The following is an 18736-nucleotide window of genomic DNA, read 5'->3' on the forward strand; positions in this document are numbered from 1 at the left end:
CCGCATATGCGGATAGATGGATTGCTTCCGCCTTCGCCAAGGCTTCGGCGGACAAGTCGTCGCTTCGCTCCTCGCAATGACGCTTTACTCAAAACCCACCACAGGAGACCCCATGAACTGGAACAACTGGATCAGGCAATTTCACCGCTGGCTCTCGATCGCCTTCACGGTTGCCGTGATCATCAACATCGTCGCCATGGTGCTGCAGCAGCAGGCGACCTGGATCGGCCTGCTGGCCCTGTTCCCGCTGATCCCTATGCTGCTCAGCGGCCTGTATCTGTTCGCGTTGCCCTATCTGGCACCGCGGCGGGGATCGACCTCGGGCTCACAAGCGTGATGTCCCGGCATCCCAAATATGATTGCATAGGGCAGGCGGGGGACGCGAGGCAGACATGACGGCATCGGAACGGATCGACCGGATGATCGAGGATCTCACCGACTGGCGCGGCAAGACGCTCGCCGGCCTGCGCAAGAGCATCCTCGCCGCCGATCCTGAAATCATCGAAGAATGGAAGTGGATGGGCAGCCCGGTGTGGTCGCGCGACGGCATCATCGCGGTCGGCAACGCCCACAAGGGCAAGGTGAAGCTGACCTTCATGTATGGCGCGCAACTACCGGATCCGGACAAGCTGTTCAACGCCGGCTTCGAGGGCAATGTGCGGCGCGCGATCGATCTGTTCGAGGGCGACACAATCAACGCCCCCGCGCTGAAAGCGCTCATTCGCGCCGCGATCGCGCTCAACCAGGCCAAGTCCAGCAAATCTGCGAAGAAGCCGGCGAAGACATCGGCGAAGAAGCCGGCCGCCGGAATCCGTGCGGCCGCCAAGAAAAAAGCGTGAGCCGCGCCGGTATGCGTCAGTTCCCGCATGTCGCTTCGCTCATGCGGGCTACGAGGTCATCGCGGCTATAAGGTCATCGCATGCACGTAGGCCTATCATGCCTTGGTATGCACAATCACCGGACCCGCAACCGCGGTGGCTTGCCCGACCAGCAACGGGCCGAGATTGTCGTCGATCCAGGCCAGTGCGCGGCGGTTGGCTTCCTCGGCGCCGGCATGGTTGTTGAAGACGCTGATCGCGGTGACGGTATCGTCGCCGGCATAGACGACGTAATAGGCCATGAAGCCTTCGACGTCGCTGATGATCGGAATTGCGCCTTCCTTGATCCGGCGCGCGAGTTCTTCGGCGCTCCCGGTCTTCGCCTTGGCGTGACGGATGGCGGCATACATGCGTTCCTCCTTCCGGCTGCATCGATCGTGCTGCGCTTCGCGCTGGATCATGATGCGTTTCCACGGAATCGCATCATGATCTCATCTCTTTGTTTGAGCATGATCTCCGCGCAAACGCCGTTGGCGTTTGTCGCGAGGGAAAACCGGTTTCCACTTTTCCGGATCATGCTCTAGCGCGGATCGTACGCCCGACCGGACGGAGATGCCATCGGGATTGCGGCTACATCAGCCGAAACGCCGGGTCACGATCGGCGTGCGGCGGTCGGTGAGCTTGGGCAACCGCGCCACATCCGCGCGCGTCGTCGTGGTCCTCGGCCCGGGAGCGGGCTCCGGCTCGTGCTGTTGCAGAAACAAGGTGGCTTCGAACAGCACGCCGGGGGCCTCTTTGGCCGTGCCGGAGCACACCGCCCGGTTGCCGTTGAAGATGCCGGTCAGCCGCGCCTCGACCTCATCGCATCCGAACACGGTGGTGAACGGGCCGTCGGCATATCGGTGCGTCGTCAGCACCGCCGTGAAGCGGTCCTCATCGAGCTGATAGCTGCCGCCATAGGTGAACATGGCGTCGCCGCCGCTGATCTTGCCGTTCGCCAGCCGGACTATTCCGGTGCCTTCGCCGTTCGGCGTCCGGAACCACGCCGCATATTGTCCGTCTCTTTGCATGACTGTCATACAAATAGAAAACCCTGCGTTGTCCCCTAGCTACGTTGCAAGCGATGAGACTTCTACTGCGGGTTGTTGCAAGGGTTAACGAACCGAGAAGGCGATCGCGCGACTTGCGCGCAGAGGTATCGGACTGGTGAGTGGCGATCGTTCGCGTGCACGGCACCGGTCACAACAAGCCACGGCCCCCGCCAGGGGAGCTGACGAGGGCCGTGTCGGTACACCGCGCCGCGCCTAGGTTCGCGACGAGATGTGGGAGCTCGGAAAGTCTTAACTAGGCATGATCCGCTTCCGAAAACCGGTTTCCACTTTGCGCTAACGCGGCCCTTCGGGTCGAGATCATGCCATTAGAACGGCAGCAGCACGTCGAGGACCTGTTGACCGTAGCGCGGCTGCTGGACGTCGGTGATCTGGCCGCGGCCGCCATAGGCGATGCGGGCCTGGGCGATCTTCGAGGAGTCGATGGTGTTGTCGCTCTGGATGTCCTCCGGACGCACGATGCCGGCCACGATCAGCTCGCGGATTTCATAGTTGACGCGAATCTCCTGCTTGCCCTCGACCACCAGATTGCCGTTCGGCAGCAACTGGGTGACGACGGCGGCGACGTTGGTCTGCAACGCTTCCTGGCGGTTCACCGAGCCCTTGCCGTCGCTGGAGGCGGTCGAGTCGGCGGTCAGGATGCGGCCCGGCAGGATCTTGTTCGCCTGCGTGATGGTCTGCGAGCCCAGGAAATTGGTGACCCCGGAGTCTTCCGTGTTGGTGCGGCTGCGCTGGGTTTCGTTGGCGATCGCGGCCTTGTCGGTGATGTTCACCGTGATGGTCAGGATGTCGCCGACGCGCGCGGCGCGCTGGTCCTTGAAGAAGGCGCGCGAGCCGCTGCGCCACAGCGAGTTCGGGCTGTAGGAGGCGACCTCGGGCTTCGGCATCGGCATCTGCACCGGCTTGTAGCCGGGCTGCGTGGTCGGGTTCTCGATTTCCGTCAGCTTCGGCTTTTCACCGATCTGGGACAGGCGGTCGATCGACGAGCAACCGCTGGCGATCGTTCCGAGTGCGAAGAGCGCACCGGTCAGGACGAGGCGGTTGATACGGTACTGGGACATGAACTTTACTCGGCGTTTGGTGCGACTGAACTCAGCTTGACGGGAGCGGAAGTGGACGAGGTGGCGTCGGCGTCAGGCGCGGCGCGCGGGGTCGCGACCGAGATCGAGACCTCGCCGCGGCCGGTGACGACGCCGGAGACGGCACGCTTGGACTGCAAATTCATCACGCTGACGACGTCGCCCTCGGCGCCGCCATCCATCGCCTTGCCGCGGATCGTGAGATAGATGCCGGCGGCGCGATAGATCAGCGTGACGTTCTGGTCGCGGGTGACGAGATCGGGTTTCGCCATGTCGGCTGTGCGCAACGCCTGGCCGGCGCGGAGCTGGCGGCGCATCTGCATGCCGATGGTGCCGTCACGCGCCGCCGCGTCGTTGCCGATGTCGGCCTTCGGACGGCGCTCGACCATCACGTCGGAGGCCTTCAGCACGTCGCCGCGCTCGACATTGCGGGTCAGCACGGCGGCCTCGATGGTCTCGATCGCGGTGCCGGTAAGGCGCATCTTGTAGGGCGCCGTGCCGGCGTCGTTGCCGATCTCGAAGGTCACGTCGAAGCGCGTCGAGCGCGCGTCGTAGCGCACGGCAACCGGCTGCATGGTGCCGGTATTGGTGGCCTCGAGCCTGAGGTCGCCGGGGTCGCGATCGAAGGTCAACGCGATGTCGCCGGCCCTGCCGAGGCCGTGGCGGCCCTCCAGCGCGCGCGACACCTGCTGCTCGATCTCCTTGTTGTCGATGGTGCGCGCGAGCCGCGTGACGGTGATCTCCTTCAGCTCGCGGGTGTCGACGCCGATCACCTGGTGGGTGCGCAGCACGTTGAGCACCTGCGCGACCGGCAGCGTGCCCGTGGTGCCGAGGTCGGGCGCGCGGTAGACCGCGATGCTGCCGGCGCTGCCGGCATTGTCGATGAGGTCGCCGACCCGCACGATGTCGTCCGCGACCGTGATGCTGGCGCGCAGCGTCGGCACCGCGATGGTCTCGCTGCGGCTTTGCGCGGCTGATGGTGCCACGGTGACCGCGAGGAGCGCGGCTGCGATCAGGAGGGAGCGGGCGATCATCGCGATCATCCTCAGCGGAACAGGTTGGAGGTCGACTGCATCATCTGGTCGGCGGCCGAGACCACCTTCGAGTTCATCTCGTAGGCGCGCTGCGCTGCGATCAGGTCGGAGATTTCCGAAACCACCTCGACATTGGCCTGTTCGAGGTTGCTCTGCTGCAGGTCGCCATAGCCGTCGGTGTTGGCGGTGCCGTCCTGCGGCTGGCCGGAGGCCGGCGTTTCCTGGAACAAATTGTCGCCGATCGGCATCAGCCCGGCCTTGTTGATGAAGCGGGTCAGGCCGATCGTGCCGATCGTGGTCGATGCGGTCTGGCCCGGCAGCGTCACCGAAACCTGGCCCTGCGCATTGATGGTGAGGCCGGAGGCGTTCTGCGGGATCGTGATCGTCGGCTGCAGCAGATTGCCCTGCGCGTTGACGATGCGGCCCTGGTTGTCCATCTGGAACGAGCCGTCGCGGGTGTAGGTGAAGGTGCCGTCCGGCATCAGGATCTTGAAGAAGCCTTCGCCGCGGATCGCGATGTCGAGATCGTTGCCGGTCGGCGACAGCGTGCCCTGGGTCATCATGCGTGGCGTGCCGACGGTCTTGACGCCGCCGCCGAGGTCGATGCCCATCGGCATGATGGTGTTCTGGTCGGAGGCCTGCGCGCCGACCCGGCGCACGTGATCGTAGATCAGGTCCTGGAACGCGGCGCGCTGCTTCTTGTAGCCGGTGGTGCGCAGGTTCGCGATGTTGTTGGAGATCACCTGAACCGAGAGTTCCTGTGCCGCCATTCCGGTCGCAGCCGTATAAAGTGCGCGCATCGGTCAGTCCCCCGGATCAGTTCGGCACGTCGGCGAGCTTCTCGATCGCCGATTTGTGCAGGTCGCTCTGCTGCTGCAACAGCGAGGCGATTTGGGTGTAGGTCCGCGTGATCTCGATCATGCGGCTCATCTCGACGACGGAATTGACGTTCGACTTCTCGATGAAGCCCTGGCGGATCTGGGACTTGGTGTCCGGCTGCGGCTGCGCGCCTTCGCCCGGCGCGTAGAGATTGGAGCCTTCCTTGAGCAGGCGCTGGGCCTGCGCGAACGAGACCAGGCGCAGCTTGCCGCGGATCGAATCGAGGCGGGACGTGCCCTCGAGCACGCTGATGTTGCCGTCGGGGGCGATGTTGACGTCGTGATCGGTCTGCTGGAAGGTGATCGGGCCGGAGGTGCCGAGCACCTGATAGCCGGACGCGGTGACCAGCTGGCCGCGATTGTTGATCTGCAGATTGCCTTCGCGGGTGTAGCGCTCACCGCCCGGCGTCTGCACCACCAGGAAGGCGTTGCCGTCGATCGCGACGTCGAGCGGGTTCTTGGTCTCTTCGGTCGGGCCCTGCGAGAAGTCGTGGAAGGTGGCGCGGTCCTGCACGAAGGAGACGCGGCGGTCGGTGCCCGCGAAATTGTCCTCATGCGCGTTCGAGGACAGGTATTCCGCAAACAGCGACTGATCGGCCTTGTAGCCGTTGGTGTTCATGTTCGCGATGTTGTTGGACACGACATCCATCTGCCGTTCCAGCACCATCTGCTTCGATAGTCCGACCAGAAGCGTATTCTGCATCGGTGGTTCTCCCCTGTGAGGTGATCCGGATGCAGGTTCTCCCAAACCTTCACGCCGGACCGTCGGTAACCATTGGGTTCTCCCAAACCCTCGGGCCACGCCAGCCTCTCAGCGAAAGCCGTGCCAACTTGGAATAGTCAGATGTTTGAATGGCTTAGGTGTTTGTCCGGAGCCGGCGCAGGGCGGCAGAAAGGTCTTGTTGACCATGTTTGCCCGGCAGTTTTTTCCTAGTGGATGGTAAATCCTAAGCTTCCGTTAACCATTATTACCGTAGCGTTGCCGGCAGTGGGGCGCGTGCGCGCCGGCGGCCTTTGTATCGCGTCTTCAAGCCAAAGCTGGGGCAAATCGCGTTCGCATCCTCTGGGATGAAGCGGGCGGACGATGGCGGACGAGGAAAAGACGGACAGCGGCGAGGGCGCGGCCGCTCCGAAGAAGGGCAAGCTCAAGCTGATCATTGCCGTCGCAGGCCTCCTCGTGCTCGGCGCGGGCGCCGGCGGCTGGTTCTTCTTCATGCGCGGCCACGGCGAGGAGCAGCACGCCGAAGCGCCGCCGCCGAAGCCGCCAAGCTTCGTCGACGTGCCCGACATGCTGGTCAATCTGGTCGGCGCGCCCGGCGAGCGCGTGCAATATCTCAAGCTGAAGCTGGTGCTCGAGATCAAGGAAGAGAAGCAGGTCGAGGCGATCAAGCCGGCGCTGCCGCGCGTCACCGACCTGTTCCAGACCTATATGCGCGAGCTGCGCCCGAGCGATCTCAACGGCTCGGCCGGCTTGTTCCGCCTCAAGGAGGAGCTGACCAAGCGCGTCAACCTCGCGCTGGCGCCCAACCAGGTCAACGCGGTGCTGTTCAAGGAAGTCGTGATCCAGTGACGGGGTGGATGTAAAGCCATGGCCGGCAACGACCAGATGGACCAGGACGCCATTGCGGCCCAATGGGAAGCCTCGCTCGATTCCGAGGATCCCGCGGCGGCCGCGGCGGAGGCCGCCAAGAACGAGCTCACCGAGAACATGGCGCTGCAATGGGCCGCCATGGTCGAGGACGGCAGCCGCGATTTCGGCGGCAAGAATACCAATGGCGAGCGGGTGCTGTCGCAGGAGGAGATCGACAATCTCCTCGGCTTCACGGTCGGCGATGTCAGCCTCGACGATCATTCCGGCATCCGCGCCATCATCGATTCCGCGATGGTGTCCTACGAGCGTCTGCCGATGCTCGAGATCGTGTTCGACCGCCTGGTGCGGTTGATGACGACGTCGTTGCGCAACTTCACCTCCGACAACGTCGAGGTCTCGCTCGATCGCATCACCTCGGTGCGGTTCGGCGACTACATGAACTCGATCCCGCTGCCGGCGGTGCTTTCCGTGTTCAAGGCGGAGGAGTGGGAGAATTTCGGCCTCGCCATGGTCGATTCCAACCTGATCTATTCGATGATCGACGTGCTGCTCGGTGGCCGCCGCGGCCAGACCCAGCTCAAGATCGAGGGCCGGCCCTACACCACGATCGAGACCAATCTGGTGAAGCGGCTGGTCGAGGTGGTGCTGTCGGATGCCGAGCAGGCGTTCCGGCCGCTGTCGCCGGTGACCTTCACCATCGACCGGCTCGAGACCAATCCGCGGTTTGCCGCGATCTCTCGCCCGGCCAATGCCGCGATCCTGGTGCGGCTGCGCATTGACATGGAAGACCGCGGCGGCAACGTCGAATTGCTGCTGCCCTACGCCACCATCGAACCGATCCGCAACGTGCTGTTGCAGATGTTCATGGGTGAAAAATTCGGCCGCGATCCGATCTGGGAAGGCCATTTCGCCACCGAGGTGGCGCAGGCCGAGATTTCGGTCGACGCGGTGCTGTACGAGGCCGACATCCCGCTGAAGGAACTGATGAAGCTCAAGGTCGGCGATACGCTGCCGCTGGACATCCGCTCCGACGCGCTGGTCTCGGTCCGTTGCGGCAACGTCACGCTAACGGAAGGCCGCATGGGCCGCGTCGGCGACCGGGTCGCGATCCGCGTCACCAAGAATTTGCGTAAACCCCAAACCACCTTCGCGATGTTCGAGAAGGCGGACGAGCGGACCAAGATGATGGAGGCACCATGAGTCATGTGCTTGGACTGGCAATCGAGAGTCTGGTAGCCGTGCTGCTGATGCTCACCATCGGCTATTGCTGGCTGCTCAACAAGCGGCTGCAGCGGCTGAAGGCGGACGAGCATTCGCTGAAGGCGACGATCGCCGAACTGATCACCGCGACCGAGATCGCCGAGCGGGCGATCGGCGGCCTGAAGCACGCGGTGCGCGACGTCAACGAGAACCTCGGCAACCAGCTCGACGCAGCGACGCAGATGTCGGCGCAGCTGAAGAACCAACTCGCGGAAGGCGATGGCGTGGTGCGCCGGCTCTCCAAGATCGCGCTCGCCGCGCGGCCGGCCGAGCCCGCCGCGCGCGCGCCGGCAGCGGCCGCCGCTGCACCGGCCGCGCCGGCGCCCAGGGTTTCGGCCGCGCGCGCAGTGGCCGCGGCGGCTGAAGCCTTCACCGAGCGCAGGAGGGCCGGCGGCCTCGCTGCATGAAGTTGCTTCGTGACATCAGAGTGATGCCCGTGGTGCTGGTGGCGATCTTCGGCCTGATGGTGCTGAAGGTTGCGGGCCTCGTGCTCGATGGCGGTTACGTCTTTGCCGAGGACGCGCCAGCCGGCCCCTCCTGGGCGCAGCAGAACTTCAACTTCCCCGGCGCCAGCAAGGCGGTGGTTGACAGCAGGTCGAAGGCCGATCCTGGCGACATCACGGGATCGGTCGAGCACAAGGATGCCAAGAAGGACGAGGCACCGAAGCCCGTCGCCCCGGCGGCGGAGCTGGCCAAGCCCGACGGTGTGCCGGTCAATCTGGACGCGCCGCCGCAGGTCTCGGCGTCCGAGCGCGCGATCCTGGAACGGCTGCAGGCGCGCCGTCAGGAGCTCGAGCAGCGCGCGCGCGAGGTCGATATCCGCGAAGGCCTGTTGAAGACGGCCGAGAAGCGCATCGAGGCCAAGGTCGAGGAAGCCAAGGCCAACGATGCCAAGGCCAATGCCGATGCGGCGGCCAAGGCGGAAGCCGAGGCGGCGCGCTTCAAGGGCATCGTCACCATGTACGAGAACATGAAGCCGAAGGACGCCGCCAAGGTGTTCGACCGGCTCGAGATGGGCGTGCTCTACCAGATCGCCTCGCAGATCCAGCCGCGCAAGATGTCCGACATCCTCGGCCTGATGCAGCCCGAGGCGGCCGAACGCCTCACCGTCGAACTCGCCCGCCGCGCCGGCGGCGACAAGTCGGCCTCGACAGACGATCTCCCCAAGATCGAAGGCAAGATGCTCGCGCCGAAGACCAATTGAGGGGGCGTTGGCCCTTCACGATCGTCATTCCGGGGCTCGCAGAGCGAGAACCCGGAATCCATTCATCCAGAAAGCCTGCGGGCCAATGGATTCCGAGCTCGCACCAAGGGGCGCGCGCCGGAATGACGGACCTGCAAAACATTACGTACCCTCCGTATTCGCAATCCGTTGTCGTTAACAGCTCCTTAACGCCGCCCGATCCAAGATCGGGACGCGTGGGCGAGGGCGCTTTGCGCTGATATGGCTTGAGTCCGAGAAGACGTTTCGAGATGGCGCGAACGGCTGCCGCTGGAACATGGTCGCTAGGCCGCGCCTGGGCGCGGACCGCACGGCTATGCCTGCTCGCCACCGGCCTTGCTCTCACCACCCTGACATATTCGACCGCGGCGCGGGCCGAAGACCCGGTGCCGGGTGAGGCGACATTCTCTGCCGCGAACGGCTATGCAAGGCTGGTGCTGAAGCTGAAGGAGGATGTCGAATCGGAGGTCACGACCGCCGGCTCGATCATCGTGATCCGCTTCAAGCGGCCGGTCGATATCCCCGTCGAGCAAGTGTCCGATGCGGTGCCCGATTACGTCGGCGCTGCCCGCCGCGATCCGGATGGTTCGGCGATCCGTCTGTCGCTGGCGCGCCGCGTCACCGTCAACACCATGACCGCCGGCGAACGCATCTTCGTCGACTTCCTGCCCGACAGCTGGACCGGCCCGCCGCCGTCGCTGCCGCAGGAGGTGATCCGGGAACTTGCGGAGCGCGCCCGTGCTGCGGAGCGGTTGCTGCGCATCCAGCGCGCGGCCGACGCCGCCAAGAAGAAACCCCCGATCCGGGTCCGCGCGCTGGTGCAGCCGACCTTCGTGCGTTTCGTGTTCGAGGTTCCCGACGGGGTCAGCGTCTCCTCGGTGCTGAACGAGCAGAAGCTGACGCTGTCCTTCAACTCCGTCCTGACCTTCGATCTTGCCGACGCCAAGGTCGCCGCGCCGCCGAACGTCGCTTCGATCAGCGCGCGCGCCGATACCGACACCTCGGCGGTCGATGTCACGCTGATCGGCGATGTCGACGTGCATTCGTTCCGCGACGAGAAGAACTACATCGTCGATGTCGCCTTCCAGCAGAACGAGCAACAGCAGGCGGCCAAGCCTCCGCTGAGCTCGCTGCTGCCCACGCCGCGCGGCAAGAAGGGCACTGCTGCGATCGCGCCGGTCACATCGGAAAGCATTGCGCAGCAAGCCAGGATCGAGATCAAGCCCGAGCAAGCCAAAGCGGAGCCGGTGAAATCCGAGCCGGCGCAATCCGAGCCGGTCAAATCAGAGCAGGCCACACCCGAGCAACCCGTCGCGGCGCCTGCCAAAACCGACGCGCCGCGATCCGAGCTGCCCAATGCCGAGCTGCCGAAGATCGCAGCGGCCCCGGCGGCCGACGTCGAGACTGCGGCCGCGCCGGCCGCATCGCGCGAGGGCAGCGCCGGCGCTGCGGAGCAGCAGACCAAGCCGACCGCGAGCGAAGCGCCGAAGCCGGCGCCCACTGTCGCAGCCGCGCCGGTGATGGACGCGCCGAAGCCTGATGCTGTGCCGTCGCCTGCCGCAGCTCGCGCCAGCGCCGCTCCTGCGGTCGACGCCCAGCGCGACAGCGACGGGCTGCGGGTGACCTTCTCATTCCCGGGTGCAACGCCGGCGGCGTTGTTCCGCCGCGCCGACACGGTGTGGATGGTGTTCGACACGGCTGATGCGATCGATGTCGATCCGATCCGCGCCAAGGGCGGCGCGCTGATCTCCGATGTCAGCCGGATTGCGCTGGACAAGGGGCAGGCGGTGCGCTTCCGCCTCAACCGGCCGCAGATGCCGTCGCTGGAAAGCGACGACCGCTCGCGCGGTGTGAGCTGGACGCTGACCTTTGCCGACCGGGTGCAGAAGCCGCCGCTGCCGCTCACGGTGATGCGCAACATCTCGGAGCCCTCGCTCGCCAATGTCAGCGTGCCGCTCGCCAATCCCGGCCTGCTGCACAAACTGGTCGATCCCGATGCCGGCGATACGCTCTGGGTCGTGACCGCGCCGCCGCCGACCCGCGGCATCATCAAGCGGCAGGACTTCGTCGAGCTGTCGCTCTTGGAATCGATCCACGGCGTCGTGGTTCATCCGAATGCGGATGACGTCAAGGCCGAGGTCGGCGCCGACAAGGTGATGCTGGGCCGGCCCGGCGGCCTGACGCTGTCGTCGGCCGACGTCGCCGCCGAGCGCGCCACCGCGGCGGTGAAGCCGCTGTTCGATCCGGACGAGTGGCGCAGGAACCAGTCGGAGAATTTCCTCAAGCAGCTCGACGGCCTGATCGGCGCGATGTCGACCGCCAATGCCGAGCAGCTGCCGCAGGCGCGGCTCGATCTTGCCGAATTCTACATGGCGCGGGGCATGTACCAGGAAGCCCACGGCGTCGCCAATCTGATCCTGTCCGAGAGCAAGCGCGGCAGCGAGACGGCGTCCGTGGTGATGGTGCACGCGGTCGCCAGCATCCTGATCGGGCACCCGGAGCGCGGGATCAAGGATCTCGCCAATCCCGTGATCGGCAACGGTTATGATTCCCAATTGTGGAAAGGGCTCGCCTTCGCCCGCGAGGGCAAATGGCCCGAGGCGCGCGAGAAATTCAAGAATGCCGAATTCGCGGTCGCGACGTTGCCGCCGGACCTGCAGCGCATCGTCACCATGGACTCGATGAAGGCCTCGCTCGAGGTCAAGGACTATGCCGGCGCCGCGCGTCGCAAGAGCGATCTCGATGTGGTCGGCGTCCCCGATGCGCTCAAGCCTGCGGCGGCCGTGCTGCGCGGCCGGCTCGCCGAGGCGCTCGGCCAGGAGAAAGATGCGCTCGACGCCTACCGCTTCGCCGCCAATTCGGCCGACCGCCAGGCCGCCGCCGAGGGCAAGCTGCTCGAGACGCTGCTCAAGCAGAAGCGCGGCGAGATCGGCCGCGACGATGTGCTGAAAGAGCTCGAGCTGCTGTCGATGATGTGGCGCGGCGACAATATCGAGCTGAAGACGCTCTATGAGCTGTCGAAGATCTATGTGGAGAGCGCGCGCTATGCCGACGCCTTCGCGGTGACGCGTGCGGCGACCCGGCTGCAACCGAACGCGCCGGAATCGCGCCAGGCGCAGGATGCCGCCTCGGCGCTGTTCGTGCAGCTCTATCTCGGTCCGAAGGGCGACGAGATGGCGCCGATCGATGCGCTCGGCACCTTCTACGAATATCGCGAGCTGACGCCGATCGGCCGCCGCGGCGACGAGATGATCCGCCGGCTCGCCGACCGTCTCGTCGGCGTCGATCTGCTCGACCAGGCCGCCGACCTGCTGCAATACCAGGTCGACAAGCGGCTCGAAGGTGCGGCGCGCGCCCAGGTCGCCGCGCGGCTTGCGATGGTCTATCTGATGAACCGCAAGCCCGACCGCGCCATCGGCGCGCTGCGATCGACCCGGATCGCGGACCTCTCCGGCGAGTTGCGCCAGCAGCGGCTGCTGCTCGAGGCGCGCGCGCAGAGCGACGTCGGCCGCCATGACCTCGCGCTCGACATCATCTCCAACATCACCGGCCGCGAGGCGATCCGGCTGCGGTCGGACATCTACTGGGCGTCGCGGCATTGGCGCGAGGCCTCCGAGCAGATCGAGCTCTATTACGGCGACCGCTGGCGCGACTTCACCCCGCTCAATGCGAGCGAGAAGGCCGACGTCATCCGCGCCGTGGTGGGCTACGCGCTCGCCGAGGATGCCATCGGGCTGTCCCGGTTCCGCGAGAAATACGCGCCGCTGATGTCCGGCGATGCCGACAGGCTGGCGTTCGATGCGGCCAGCAAGCCGGTCGCGACCTCGAGCGCCGAATTCGCCCAGATCGCGCGGATGGCCGCCAGCGTCGACACGCTCGACGGCTTCATCCGCGAGATGAAGACCCGCTTCCCCGACGCCACCGCCCGCGCGCCGCTGCCCGATCCGGTCACGACCGGATCGGTGCCCGACAAGCCGCAGGCCGCGCCGGTGAGCGCGCGGCCGGCGATCAAAAGCGAGCGCCGCGCCAGCGCGGCGCAGTGACGGCGTGGCAGCTTACGGTCCGGGCGTCACCCACGCGGTTGAGATGATCCCCTTCGCGTCGAGCGCGATACGCCAGTGTGCGGCGCCGTTGGCGTGCTTCACGCTGTAGACATCTTCGCCTTGCTCGCCGACACCGAGAAAGCGGATCGACCGGATATTGCCGAGGTCCGCGAGGGGCTGAAGCCACTGCATCTGCTTGCGGGTGGCCGCCGCCAGCGCCGGGCTCATCTCGGTGTAATCGGGATTCCCCGATGCGATTCCATCGATCAGGCGATGAAGCGCAGCCTCGGTTCCCGGACTAGCCGACTGGTTCTTGACGCGCTCCGCCGTCTGATCGGCGATCTTCGTTGCCGTCGCGGCGTCGATACGCGCCATGGCAATGTCGTTGCCGTTCTGATGCAGAACCAGCGAACTGGCGCGTCCGTCCGGTCCGACAACGAAGCTGACCTGCGCATCGACAATCTTGGCGAAGAATTCGGTTGCGCTCGCCGCAAAGAACCGCACCGAGCGCTGTCCGGTGAGTTGCATCACCAGATGATGTCCATCGGGCGTCACCGTGAATACGGCGCGGTCGTTGAGCTGGTAGAATCCGGAATAGCTGTCGAATGTTGCTGGATCGACGGCGATCTCCTGTCTGGCCGCGATCGGAGGCGATTCTCCAGCGGGGTCTGCAGCCTGGGCCGACATGCTTGGCGGCCCGGCGGCCTGGATCCGCGCTGCCAGCGTGTTCCAGTCGCGTTGACCGAACAATCTGGCGATCAGCTCCAGGCTGTCACTGTGGGTGAGGGGGATCGATTTGGCGGCCAGCGCTTCGCGCAGCGTCTGCGCCATGGCCTTGGCATCACGGAAGTCGCGCATGGGGTCAACCTTTGCATCGACGAACGGAAAAGCGTCAGGGGCTTGCGTTGCTGACCCGTTCGTGCGGGCAAAGGAAGCCTGAAACTGGCTTGATACATTCACCGTTCCCGGGCGGGGTGCAAGCGGCGGGTAGTATCGACCCGGTGGAATGTTCGCCGGAGCGGTGCGATTTGTCAATTGCAAGAGGCCGTGATCGCGCTCGTCCTCTCGACATTCCGCCGCCAAATCGGCAACCATGGCTGATGTCGCCAGCCGGGAGGACGTCGTCACATGAGCAAGCCGATCAAGACCGAAGCCGAACTGATCGCGATGGCGCGGGATGAGCTGAAGGTCCACGCCGATTGTCCCGATGGCATCGACATCTCCGTGCTGCGCGACGGCGACAGCTGGGAATTCCGCGCCAGCGCCAGCGAGGCCACGGTGGCAAGGCCCGGCTATCCCGAATGCGTGGCGATGCTGGTGCAGATCGGCGACCACCTCAGCAAGCAGTATGACGTGAAAGGTTAGCGGCTGCCGCGAAGCAGGGGAGGGGCGATGGACCGCATCGACGCCATGAGGGTCTTCGTCGCGGCGGTCGACGAGGGCAGCCTTGCCGGTGCGGGACGGAAGCTGCGGCGCTCGCCGGCGGCGGTCAGCCGGGCGATCGCCTTCCTCGAGCATCATGTCGGCGCCGAGCTGCTCCATCGCACCACGCGGTCGCTGAAGCTGAGCGATGCCGGACAGCGCTATGCCGTGGCGTGCCGCCGTATTCTCAGCGAGCTCGAGGAGGCCGACATCTCGGCCGGCGGCGAGCGGGCTGCGCCGCGCGGCACGCTGACCATCACGGCGCCGGTCGTCGTCGGCGAGGACGTGCTACGGCCGGTGCTCGATGCGTTCATGACGGACTATCCCGCCGTGGCGGTGCGGCTTGTGATGCTCGATCGCACCGTCAACCTGATCGACGAGGGCATCGACGTTGCGCTGCGCATCGCCCATCTCGCCGATTCCAGTTTCATCGCGATCAAGGTTGGGGAGGTTCGCCGCGTGGTCGCGGCCTCGCCCGGCTATCTCGCGCAGCACCCGGTGATCGGCGAGCCTGGTGATCTCGCGAAACACCAGATCATCGCGATGACGCATTTCGGGCTCGAATCCTGGAGCTTTCCTCCGGCCGCGAAGTCGAAGGTCGCGCGCGCGGTGCAGTTCGCGCCGCGGCTAGTTGTCAACACGGTGCGGGCCGCGGTCGCTTCGGCCAGCGAAGGGCATGGCATCACGCGGCTGTTCTCGTACCACCTCGCCGAGGAAATCCGTGACGGGCGGCTGCAGATCCTGCTTGCTGGCGACGAGCCTCCGCCGCTGCCGGTGCATCTCTTGGCGCCGCAGGGTCGCTTCGACGTGCCGAAGGTGCGCGCCTTTGTCGATTTCGCAACGCCGCGGCTGAAGCGCTATTTCGAGCGGCTGTCCCGCGAGGCCAGCCGGGCCAGTCGTTCGCGCCGCGGAAGAGTGTCTGCCGAATAGCGTGCATTCGCACGAAAATCGGTTCTATCTAGTTTGCTCTCCATCGAGGCGGCGCTGGGTCGCTTCAGCAGCAGATGGAGAGAGACCATGGGTGCAGAGCAAAAGGTCGCAATCGTCACCGGGGCGTCGCAGGGCCTCGGGGAGGCGATCGTCAAGGGCTATCGCGACCGCAACTATCGCGTCGTCGCCAACTCCCGCAGCATCAAGCCGTCGACTGACAATGACGTGCTAGCCGTCGCCGGCGACATCGGCGATCCCGAAGTGGCCGACCGTATCGTCAAGCAGGCGCTTGGGCGCTTCGGCCGCATCGACACGCTGGTCAACAATGCCGGCATCTTTATCGCCAAGCCGTTCACCGACTATGCCGATCAGGATTACGCCTCGATCCTGGCCACCAATCTTAACGGTTTCTTCTACATCACCCGCCGCGTCGCGAAGGAGATGGTGAAGCAGGGCTCCGGGCACATCGTGCAGATCACGACCAGCCTGGTCGATCATGCCAACAGCAATGTTCCCTCGGTGCTGGCCTCGCTGACCAAGGGCGGCCTGAATGCCGCGACAAAGTCGCTCGCGATCGAATATGCCGCCAGGGGCATCCGCGTGAATGCGGTGGCGCCCGGCGTGATCAAGACGCCGATGCACGCATCGGAGACTCACGATTTCCTGGCCAAGCTGCATCCGGTCGGCCGCATGGGCGAGATGAAGGACGTCGTCGACGCGGTGCTGTTTCTGGAAGCCGCAGGCTTCGTCACCGGCGAAATCCTGCATGTCGACGGCGGCCAGAGCGCCGGTCACTGACGAGCGCGATGGCCTTGGCCCAAGCGAAACGAGCATCTCTCCCCGATCGGGAGAGATGCGGTGATCGCTGCAACCGATTGCTGCGATCGCAACTAATCATTTTTCACGAATGGCCGGAGGGCCTACTGCGATGTCCATGTCAACCAATGTCGATCGTGACAGGCGCCATCACGCCGGGCCGCAGCGCGATACAGGCGGGCCGCTGTGGCTGTTCGCCGTCGCGGGGCTGTGCGCCTCACTGGTCGGGCTTGGGCTCGCGCGTTTTGCCTATACGCCGCTGATCCCGGCACTGATCGCTGCAAAGTGGTTCACGCCGGCGGAAGCGGTCTATCTCGGCGCCGCCAACCTGGCCGGCTATCTCGCCGGTGCGCTGATCGCCCGCGACCTCGGCGCGCGGATCGGCTCGGTATGGGCGCTGCGCGGCATGATGGGGCTCGCCGCGATCACCTGCTTCGCCTGCGCGGTACCGATCTCCTTCATCTGGTTCTTCGGCCTCCGTTTCCTCGCCGGCATCAGCGGCGGCGTGATCATGGTGCTGGCGGCGACCGCGATCCTGCCGCATACCGCCCCCAGCAAGCGTGGCCTGATCGGCGGCGTGATCTTCGCCGGCGTCGGCCTCGGCGTCGCGGCGTCCGGCACGTTGGTGCCGCTGTTGCTGCAGCAGGGCGTCAAGCAAGCCTGGTATGGTCTTGGCGTATTGTCGGCGCTGCTGACCGCGATCAGCTGGAAGGCGTGGCCGACGGACGTGCCTGCCGCGCATGGTGCAGCCGAGCCGCACGTGGTGTCGCATGGCACGCGCTCGCCGCTGGTGATCGCGTTGTGCGTGGAGTACGGCCTCAACGCGCTGGCGCTGGTGCCGCACATGGTGTTCCTGGTCGATTTCGTCGCCCGCGGTCTCGGGCAGGGGATTCCTGCGGGATCGTATTACTGGGTGCTGTACGGCATCGGCGCCGTGGTCGGGCCGCTCTTGACCGGACATCTCGCCGATCGCGCCGGCTTCGCTGCGGCGTTGCGCGTGGCGTTCCTGATCGAGGCCGTCGCGGTCGCGATCCCTGCTGTGACCACGTCGCCTGCCGCGCTGATCGCGTCGAGCCTGATCGTCGGCGGTTTCACACCCGGCATCGTGCCGCTGGTGATCGGCCGCATCCACGAACTGATCCCGCATTCGGCCGTGAGCCAGCGCTCCGCCTGGGCGCAGGCCACCACCACCTTCGCGCTGTTCCAGGCGGCTGGCGCCTATGGCCTGTCCTGGCTGTTCGCGCGCAGCGGCGGCGACTACGCGCTGCTGTTCGTGATCGGCGCGGCGGGCGTGGCCACGGCACTGGCGCTCGAACTGGTCAGCGCCGTCGCCCTGGGCCGTAAGTCGCGCTAACCGCGCAGCGAATTCGTCAACACAGCGACGAGGCGGTCGACATCGGCCTCGTCGTTGAAGACGTGCGGCGAGATCCGCATCCGCCCCAGCCGCAGCGCGACGTGGATGTTCTCGGCGGCGAGCCGCGCGATCAACTCCTTCGGAATGCCGCCGGCCATGCCGAGGCTCAGGATATGCGGCGCGCGCAGGCTCGGCGCCAGCATGTTGAGGTTGAGATCACGGACGCCATCGGCGATCCGCTGGTTCAGCATCGCGAGCCGCGCGCTGACGGCCGCGGCACCCCATTCCGCCATCATCTCCATGCCGATCGAGGCCATTTCGAGGGTGATGAAATGATCGCGCTCGCCCATGTCGTAGCGGCGGGCGTTGTCGACATAGCCGAGATCGCCGAAATAGACCGGGTTCTCGGAATTGACGTCACGGCGGCCGGCGGAGGTCTGCTCCAGCGGCACACCGTTCTGATGACGTTTGGCAACATAGAGAAAGGCGCGGCCGTAGGGGCCGATCAGCCATTTGTAGGTCGGGAAGATCACCGCATCCGGATCAAGTCGTCTCACATCCATCGCCACGACGCCGACGCTCTGAGTCGCATCGATGACGAACATTGCGCCGTGCCGCTGCAGCGCCGCCTGGATCCTGTCGACGTCGATCAAGCCGCCGTCCGACCAGTGCACCGACGAGATCGAGGCAAGGCCGACCGGCGGGGCGCCTGGTCGCTCGATCGTTGCCAGCACCGCCGACGTCCAGTCGCCGTCGGCGGGCTGCCGCACGGTGTCGACGACAAAACCCTGCGCCTCGGCGCGGACGTGCCATTCCAGCACCGGCGAGGAGTGATCGTTCTCCAGCACCACGACGCGGGTGCCGCGCGGAATCGTCAGCGCTTTCGCCACGGTCGCTATGCCGTAGCTGATCGCCGGGATCAGTGCGATGTCGTTCGCATCGGCGTTGATCAGGCGTGCCGCCGCGGCGCGGGCGCGTTCATGCTGGCGGCCGGCGAAGCCGGCATCGATCGTCCAGGGCTGGCCCTTGCGTCCGACCGCGGCGCGGCCGGCGTCGAGCGTCTTCAGCGGCAGCGGGCTGTAGGATGCCGAGTTCAGGTAGCAGACCTCGCGAGGAATCTCGAACAGATGGCGCTGGGAGGGAAGCATGTGGTCTCGTGGCTGGGATTGCTGATGATGTC

Annotated in this window: 19 protein-coding genes; 11 read left to right on the plus strand and 8 right to left on the minus strand. The window is 65.7% G+C overall.

Annotated features, from left to right (window positions below):
- Positions 1 to 112: 112 nt before the first annotated feature.
- Positions 113 to 337, plus strand: coding sequence for a hypothetical protein (locus ACVINW_RS25380; protein ID WP_456753833.1), 225 nt, complete (start codon positions 113 to 115; stop codon positions 335 to 337).
- Between the two features lie 55 nt (positions 338 to 392).
- A complete protein-coding gene (locus tag ACVINW_RS25385; RefSeq protein WP_456753834.1) occupies positions 393 to 839 on the plus strand; it encodes a DUF1801 domain-containing protein in 447 nt (148 codons plus the stop codon).
- Positions 840 to 934: 95 nt separating this feature from the next.
- On the opposite strand, the gene ACVINW_RS25390 is transcribed toward ACVINW_RS25385, so the two are convergent.
- The 6 genes from ACVINW_RS25390 to flgF all read right to left on the minus strand — a co-directional run bounded on the left by ACVINW_RS25390 (position 935) and on the right by flgF (position 5621).
- Positions 935 to 1228 (minus strand): hypothetical protein, encoded by a 294-nt coding sequence (locus ACVINW_RS25390; RefSeq protein ID WP_028337177.1) that lies wholly within the window; start codon positions 1226 to 1228, stop codon positions 935 to 937.
- Positions 1229 to 1453: 225 nt separating this feature from the next.
- Complete coding sequence (locus ACVINW_RS25395; protein ID WP_456753835.1) at positions 1454 to 1888, minus strand: hypothetical protein; 435 nt, start codon at positions 1886 to 1888, stop codon at positions 1454 to 1456.
- A 347-nt stretch (positions 1889 to 2235) separates the two neighbouring features.
- Positions 2236 to 2988, minus strand: coding sequence for a flagellar basal body L-ring protein FlgH (gene flgH / locus ACVINW_RS25400; RefSeq protein ID WP_456753836.1), 753 nt, complete (start codon positions 2986 to 2988; stop codon positions 2236 to 2238).
- Between the two features lie 5 nt (positions 2989 to 2993).
- Entirely contained in the window at positions 2994 to 4049 is a 1056-nt protein-coding gene (gene flgA, locus ACVINW_RS25405; protein ID WP_456753837.1) for a flagellar basal body P-ring formation chaperone FlgA, read from the minus strand.
- A 2-nt stretch (positions 4050 to 4051) separates the two neighbouring features.
- Positions 4052 to 4840 (minus strand): flagellar basal-body rod protein FlgG, encoded by a 789-nt coding sequence (gene flgG, locus ACVINW_RS25410; RefSeq protein WP_456753838.1) that lies wholly within the window; start codon positions 4838 to 4840, stop codon positions 4052 to 4054.
- A gap of 16 nt (positions 4841 to 4856) precedes the next feature.
- Positions 4857 to 5621, minus strand: a complete 765-nt coding sequence (gene flgF / locus ACVINW_RS25415) for a flagellar basal-body rod protein FlgF (RefSeq protein WP_456753839.1) — start codon at positions 5619 to 5621, stop codon at positions 4857 to 4859.
- A gap of 381 nt (positions 5622 to 6002) precedes the next feature.
- Here flgF and fliL point away from each other — a divergent pair, with 381 nt between their 5' ends.
- From fliL to ACVINW_RS25440, 5 genes are all read left to right on the plus strand, one after another.
- Positions 6003 to 6488, plus strand: a complete 486-nt coding sequence (fliL, locus tag ACVINW_RS25420; protein WP_456753840.1) for a flagellar basal body-associated protein FliL — start codon at positions 6003 to 6005, stop codon at positions 6486 to 6488.
- A gap of 18 nt (positions 6489 to 6506) precedes the next feature.
- Positions 6507 to 7709 (plus strand): flagellar motor switch protein FliM, encoded by a 1203-nt coding sequence (gene fliM / locus ACVINW_RS25425; RefSeq protein WP_456753841.1) that lies wholly within the window; start codon positions 6507 to 6509, stop codon positions 7707 to 7709.
- Positions 7706 to 8176, plus strand: a complete 471-nt coding sequence (locus tag ACVINW_RS25430; protein ID WP_456753842.1) for a DUF6468 domain-containing protein — start codon at positions 7706 to 7708, stop codon at positions 8174 to 8176. The genes fliM and ACVINW_RS25430 overlap by 4 nt, the downstream gene beginning before the upstream one ends.
- On the plus strand, positions 8173 to 8973 hold the full coding sequence (locus ACVINW_RS25435; protein WP_456753843.1) for a MotE family protein: 801 nt from the start codon (positions 8173 to 8175) through the stop codon (positions 8971 to 8973). The genes ACVINW_RS25430 and ACVINW_RS25435 overlap by 4 nt, the downstream gene beginning before the upstream one ends.
- Before the next feature lie 269 nt (positions 8974 to 9242).
- Positions 9243 to 13034: a tetratricopeptide repeat protein gene (locus ACVINW_RS25440; RefSeq protein ID WP_456753844.1), complete on the plus strand. Its 3792-nt coding sequence runs from the start codon at positions 9243 to 9245 to the stop codon at positions 13032 to 13034.
- 12 nt (positions 13035 to 13046) lie between these two features.
- Here ACVINW_RS25440 and ACVINW_RS25445 read toward each other — a convergent pair whose 3' ends face one another.
- Entirely contained in the window at positions 13047 to 14129 is a 1083-nt protein-coding gene (locus tag ACVINW_RS25445) for a glyoxalase superfamily protein (RefSeq protein WP_456753845.1), read from the minus strand.
- Between the two features lie 33 nt (positions 14130 to 14162).
- Between ACVINW_RS25445 and ACVINW_RS25450 the strand changes: the two genes are divergently transcribed.
- From ACVINW_RS25450 to ACVINW_RS25465, 4 genes are all read left to right on the plus strand, one after another.
- Complete coding sequence (locus ACVINW_RS25450; protein WP_456753846.1) at positions 14163 to 14399, plus strand: hypothetical protein; 237 nt, start codon at positions 14163 to 14165, stop codon at positions 14397 to 14399.
- Positions 14400 to 14426: 27 nt separating this feature from the next.
- Positions 14427 to 15386, plus strand: a complete 960-nt coding sequence (locus tag ACVINW_RS25455) for a LysR family transcriptional regulator (RefSeq protein ID WP_456753847.1) — start codon at positions 14427 to 14429, stop codon at positions 15384 to 15386.
- An 87-nt stretch (positions 15387 to 15473) separates the two neighbouring features.
- The gene (locus ACVINW_RS25460; protein WP_456753848.1) at positions 15474 to 16184 is read left to right on the plus strand and encodes an SDR family NAD(P)-dependent oxidoreductase; all 711 of its coding nucleotides are present in this window, start codon (positions 15474 to 15476) and stop codon (positions 16182 to 16184) included.
- Positions 16185 to 16314: 130 nt separating this feature from the next.
- Complete coding sequence (locus ACVINW_RS25465) at positions 16315 to 17556, plus strand: YbfB/YjiJ family MFS transporter (protein WP_456753849.1); 1242 nt, start codon at positions 16315 to 16317, stop codon at positions 17554 to 17556.
- Here ACVINW_RS25465 and ACVINW_RS25470 read toward each other — a convergent pair.
- Complete coding sequence (locus tag ACVINW_RS25470) at positions 17553 to 18704, minus strand: aminotransferase class V-fold PLP-dependent enzyme (RefSeq protein ID WP_456753850.1); 1152 nt, start codon at positions 18702 to 18704, stop codon at positions 17553 to 17555. The genes ACVINW_RS25465 and ACVINW_RS25470 overlap by 4 nt on opposite strands.
- Between the last annotated feature and the right edge of the window lie 32 nt (positions 18705 to 18736).

The organism is Bradyrhizobium sp. USDA 4461 (assembly GCF_054055655.1).

What these genes read in the sequence shown, in the direction of transcription:
- ACVINW_RS25380 (WP_456753833.1), top strand. Translation starts at nt 113, where the DNA reads ATGAACTGGAACAACTGGATCAGGCAATTTCACCGCTGGCTCTCGATC.
- ACVINW_RS25385 (WP_456753834.1), top strand. Translation starts at nt 393, where the DNA reads ATGACGGCATCGGAACGGATCGACCGGATGATCGAGGATCTCACCGAC.
- ACVINW_RS25390 (WP_028337177.1), bottom strand. Translation starts at nt 1,228, where the DNA reads ATGTATGCCGCCATCCGTCACGCCAAGGCGAAGACCGGGAGCGCCGAA.
- ACVINW_RS25395 (WP_456753835.1), bottom strand. Translation starts at nt 1,888, where the DNA reads ATGCAAAGAGACGGACAATATGCGGCGTGGTTCCGGACGCCGAACGGC.
- flgH (WP_456753836.1), bottom strand. Translation starts at nt 2,988, where the DNA reads ATGTCCCAGTACCGTATCAACCGCCTCGTCCTGACCGGTGCGCTCTTC.
- flgA (WP_456753837.1), bottom strand. Translation starts at nt 4,049, where the DNA reads ATGATCGCGATGATCGCCCGCTCCCTCCTGATCGCAGCCGCGCTCCTC.
- flgG (WP_456753838.1), bottom strand. Translation starts at nt 4,840, where the DNA reads ATGCGCGCACTTTATACGGCTGCGACCGGAATGGCGGCACAGGAACTC.
- flgF (WP_456753839.1), bottom strand. Translation starts at nt 5,621, where the DNA reads ATGCAGAATACGCTTCTGGTCGGACTATCGAAGCAGATGGTGCTGGAA.
- fliL (WP_456753840.1), top strand. Translation starts at nt 6,003, where the DNA reads ATGGCGGACGAGGAAAAGACGGACAGCGGCGAGGGCGCGGCCGCTCCG.
- fliM (WP_456753841.1), top strand. Translation starts at nt 6,507, where the DNA reads ATGGCCGGCAACGACCAGATGGACCAGGACGCCATTGCGGCCCAATGG.
- ACVINW_RS25430 (WP_456753842.1), top strand. Translation starts at nt 7,706, where the DNA reads ATGAGTCATGTGCTTGGACTGGCAATCGAGAGTCTGGTAGCCGTGCTG.
- ACVINW_RS25435 (WP_456753843.1), top strand. Translation starts at nt 8,173, where the DNA reads ATGAAGTTGCTTCGTGACATCAGAGTGATGCCCGTGGTGCTGGTGGCG.
- ACVINW_RS25440 (WP_456753844.1), top strand. Translation starts at nt 9,243, where the DNA reads ATGGCGCGAACGGCTGCCGCTGGAACATGGTCGCTAGGCCGCGCCTGG.
- ACVINW_RS25445 (WP_456753845.1), bottom strand. Translation starts at nt 14,129, where the DNA reads ATGGTTGCCGATTTGGCGGCGGAATGTCGAGAGGACGAGCGCGATCAC.
- ACVINW_RS25450 (WP_456753846.1), top strand. Translation starts at nt 14,163, where the DNA reads ATGAGCAAGCCGATCAAGACCGAAGCCGAACTGATCGCGATGGCGCGG.
- ACVINW_RS25455 (WP_456753847.1), top strand. Translation starts at nt 14,427, where the DNA reads ATGGACCGCATCGACGCCATGAGGGTCTTCGTCGCGGCGGTCGACGAG.
- ACVINW_RS25460 (WP_456753848.1), top strand. Translation starts at nt 15,474, where the DNA reads ATGGGTGCAGAGCAAAAGGTCGCAATCGTCACCGGGGCGTCGCAGGGC.
- ACVINW_RS25465 (WP_456753849.1), top strand. Translation starts at nt 16,315, where the DNA reads ATGTCCATGTCAACCAATGTCGATCGTGACAGGCGCCATCACGCCGGG.
- ACVINW_RS25470 (WP_456753850.1), bottom strand. Translation starts at nt 18,704, where the DNA reads ATGCTTCCCTCCCAGCGCCATCTGTTCGAGATTCCTCGCGAGGTCTGC.